This window comes from Vibrio sp. 2130-1 (assembly GCF_033339515.1).
Genome location: NZ_JAWOUT010000044.1, coordinates 1 through 3391, shown reverse-complemented (window position 1 = coordinate 3391; position 3391 = coordinate 1). Strand labels below are relative to the sequence as shown.

3 protein-coding genes are annotated in these 3391 nt (G+C 39.7%); 1 reads left to right on the top strand and 2 read right to left on the bottom strand.

The window, feature by feature from the left end; genetic code table 11:
- Positions 1–730: 730 nt before the first annotated feature.
- Positions 731–1534: a hypothetical protein gene (locus tag R7Q09_RS24035; protein ID WP_318071317.1), complete on the bottom strand. Its 804-nt coding sequence runs from the start codon at positions 1532–1534 to the stop codon at positions 731–733.
- A gap of 244 nt (positions 1535–1778) precedes the next feature.
- On the opposite strand from R7Q09_RS24035, the gene R7Q09_RS24030 reads away from it, so the two are divergent.
- Entirely contained in the window at positions 1779–2081 is a 303-nt protein-coding gene (locus R7Q09_RS24030; protein ID WP_065871679.1) for a hypothetical protein, read from the top strand.
- A 206-nt stretch (positions 2082–2287) separates the two neighbouring features.
- On the opposite strand, the gene R7Q09_RS24025 is transcribed toward R7Q09_RS24030, so the two are convergent.
- Entirely contained in the window at positions 2288–3223 is a 936-nt protein-coding gene (locus R7Q09_RS24025; protein WP_025628297.1) for a nucleoside 2-deoxyribosyltransferase, read from the bottom strand.
- Positions 3224–3391 lie beyond the last annotated feature (168 nt).

Sequence of the window (3391 nt, the reverse complement as noted above, 5' to 3'; positions counted from 1 at the left end):
CGTCCGAGACTTCCCAAATAAACTGCATTTTTATCTTTCTCACTCTGTTTAGAAACCCATTGACACATAACGCCCTGCTAAGGGGTGAGCAACGCAATACCGAAGTCGCCGCAAACCACCTTAATCACTAAAATCAACGCATAGTAAAAATGCCACGCGTTGCGAATCCGTCTTTAACGCTTTGTTAGCTTATTACTTTCCGAGCATTCTAAACTAAAACAACAACTTATTTTGACATTAAACGTGAAGTCGAGATTATAAACATAGCCGATAACTTCAGGTGATGAACTTAGTATTAACTTGAGCTTTGCCAAAACTGCCGAGCGTGGAGACTCACGGAACTTCACCCACCAAGGCTCGTATTGGATTTGCTGCTTTCACGTGCAAAACTTTGCCATGAATGAAACAGAAGTGAAGCTGAAATTACAACCAAGACCAAGACCAAGACCAAGACCAAGTAACGCTACGACCGCACACGGTAATAATGCCCGCTAAAAAAAATGTTACTAACTACCGCTGATACACGCAAAATATTTGCCAATCAGAGCGCTCATCTTGACGATATGCCCTACCTAACATCAGCTATATGAGTTTGTTTTTTCAGACTGTAAGCTAACGCCCAATTAAGGTGTGAGGCACGCAATACCGATGCTACCGCATACCATCTTAATCACTAGAACCAACGCATAGTAAAAATGCCACGCGTGCCGAATCACTCTTAAATTGTTTGTTATACATTTTTTCTTATTTCGTCTCTCAAACGGCTATTTGGCTTAAAATCCGTACTCAAACTATTTGCTACGAAGCTACAATCAGGATGTTGCTGATAGCTATATTTTAAAAATACTACTTTTGATTTACGGTCATTAAAGTACTCTTTGAGTTCACCTATGTCATGCCCAACAAGTAACAAAAACCTAACCCCTGGAATGTAAAAGATATGCTGGTGATAGCCTACCTTTTTGGTCGAGACAGGGAACGAAATCATTGGTAAAGGTTGTAAATCAGTATCTATATAGACAATGAGGTAAACATTTTCAGGAAAAGTAGATTCATTGTTTAAGTATTTTCTAATCTGTTCTTGGTATACAGGACCAAGAGAATTCTGGTTCGAATTTTCCTTACGCTTCCAAGCTGAGGCCCGCCAAACAATACTCGCAGCAAAATACAGATAAGCACCTCGGTTAATATTTGCTTCAACATGATCTAACAATTGCTTATCGAAATGTCGTGCGATGACCTTGGACTCATCGAACTTTGAACGTAATGGAAATACTTCAGTTTTACTATTGTAGCAATCTCGAACAACCAAATTTTCCCCATTACGACTAAACTTTTGCTCGCACTCGCCACACAAAAAGTTATCTGTAACTTGCATATCAGTAAATGCGGACGTTCTGTTATGACTTTGGCTCAATATAATTTGGCCACTACAATCTGATTTTCGTAGTTTCTTATACAACCCTTTGGGCATCAGGTGACTAACCTTTAGTTCTTTAACTTGTAAGCACAATGCGCATTCTTCAATCATCATGGTCACCATAAATGTATAACGCCCTGCTAAGGGGTGAGCAACGCAATACCGAAGCCGCCGCATACCACCTTAATCACTAAATTCAACGCATAGTAAAAATGCCACGCGTTGCGAATCCCTCTTGAGCAGTTTGTTAGTCGCGAGGCACCGAGCGACAATTTTAAGCCGAACTAAACTTTGCGAACAACAAACTTTATGTGCTTTGATGCATTTAAGTCAGGCGTAGTCTCGAAGCGGCTACTCAATGAAACCACTTGGAACAAACAACGCCGCAGAAAACGGACTGACAACACCAAAAAGCGCTTTTGGAAAGCCAATCTCACAGTGCGGACTTTCAACAAAGTTACTGAAACCACGTGGAACTTACCACACCAGAGAAAACGTCATTTCAGCGAGTAAATCGGCTTTTGTACCAACAAACTCACCGAGCGGAGTTGCAACCAAAAACAAACTCTCGATTGCCCTGCTCTGTCAGCACCAAAGAACAAAACAATCGCTAGGACACTTGCAAAATTTTGGACTCAAAACTGCTAAAACTAAGTTCTAATGATCGACGATGAATCTGTGTTCCAAACAAACTGCTGCTAAATTTTAAGCTCAGAAACATGATTTTGATTGCTAGCTTTTTCTGGCGACTAACGCCCTGTTAAGGTGTGAGCAACGCAATACCTAAGCCGCCGCATACCACCTTAAACACTAAAACCAACGCATAGTAAAAATGCCACGCGTTGCGAATCACTCTTAAACAGTTTGTTAGGCGAAACTTCCATCGATCGCCATATTAAACGTATAGTCATAAATTTGATCATGCGTATGGATACGAAGTTTAAATTTACGCTCTTTCATTTTCGTGAAGTTCTGTTTAAACATGAAGCCGATAGCTCTTTCTTCTATAGCACCAGTGGGAATCTCGGTGAAATTAATAGGTAGCCTAACTTGCTTAACTAAACCATCGTCAGAGTCAAAAGGCAGTGCCTCAAATGAAGCTAGTTCGTATGGCAAAATTTCTTTCTTTTTGGAACGCTCATCCCCAACTGTAAAACTCTCTTTTGTATTATATCCAGCAGGGACTATTTCCGAGTCACTCTCCATGAACAAGTAAACATGACTAATTGATGATGTTGTTTTAAATGATTCATTCCTCAAATATATCGGCAGTGAGAAATAACTACTTCCTTCAGGAGCAGAACCTGTGACAGTTGGAAGATTATTTGTCTCAAAACAAGGAATTTCTAAATCGAAAACTCTAAGCGATAATGTTCTTTCATCCTGAGCCTTATTTTCATTTTTTGACGATTCAATTGCCCAATTGAGCTTATTTGTTAATAATTCTTTTAACCTTACGATACTGCCCTCATATACCAAGTGCTGCTGGTGCTTTAAGTCAAAAGGAATATCATCAGAATTTTTAGTCAAAAGTATTATCTTTTTACCTAATGCATGCGCATATCCTACTTCATAGAATACGTTAGGGTTTCTGTCCGTCATATCAGCAACGACAATATCTGCTTTGCTTATTTGGTTAAAAATTCGATCAAGCATTCCTTCATTAAAAATTTGTTCATCTAATCTTTCTGCATATGCTCCAACATCAGCAGCAGCTTCTTTGATTCCAAGCTTGTAGATATCATCAAAATCGCTACTAAATGGCATTAAAACAAACACAAATGGTTTGGGTTGATTATTCATTTATTCTCCTTTCGCCTAACGCCCTGTTAAGGGGTGAGCAACGCAATACCGAAGTCGCCGCATACCACCATAAACACTAAAACCAACGCACAATGAAAATGCCACGCGTTGCGAATCCCTCTTAAACAGTTTGTTAGCTGTGTTTTACAACACGAGCTTTGCTCCCAA

Bases quoted from the DNA above. Each gene is read 5' to 3' on its own strand.
- R7Q09_RS24035 (WP_318071317.1), bottom strand. From the start codon at position 1,534: ATGATGATTGAAGAATGCGCATTGTGCTTACAAGTTAAAGAACTAAAG.
- R7Q09_RS24025 (WP_025628297.1), bottom strand. From the start codon at position 3,223: ATGAATAATCAACCCAAACCATTTGTGTTTGTTTTAATGCCATTTAGT.
- R7Q09_RS24030 (WP_065871679.1), top strand. From the start codon at position 1,779: ATGAAACCACTTGGAACAAACAACGCCGCAGAAAACGGACTGACAACA.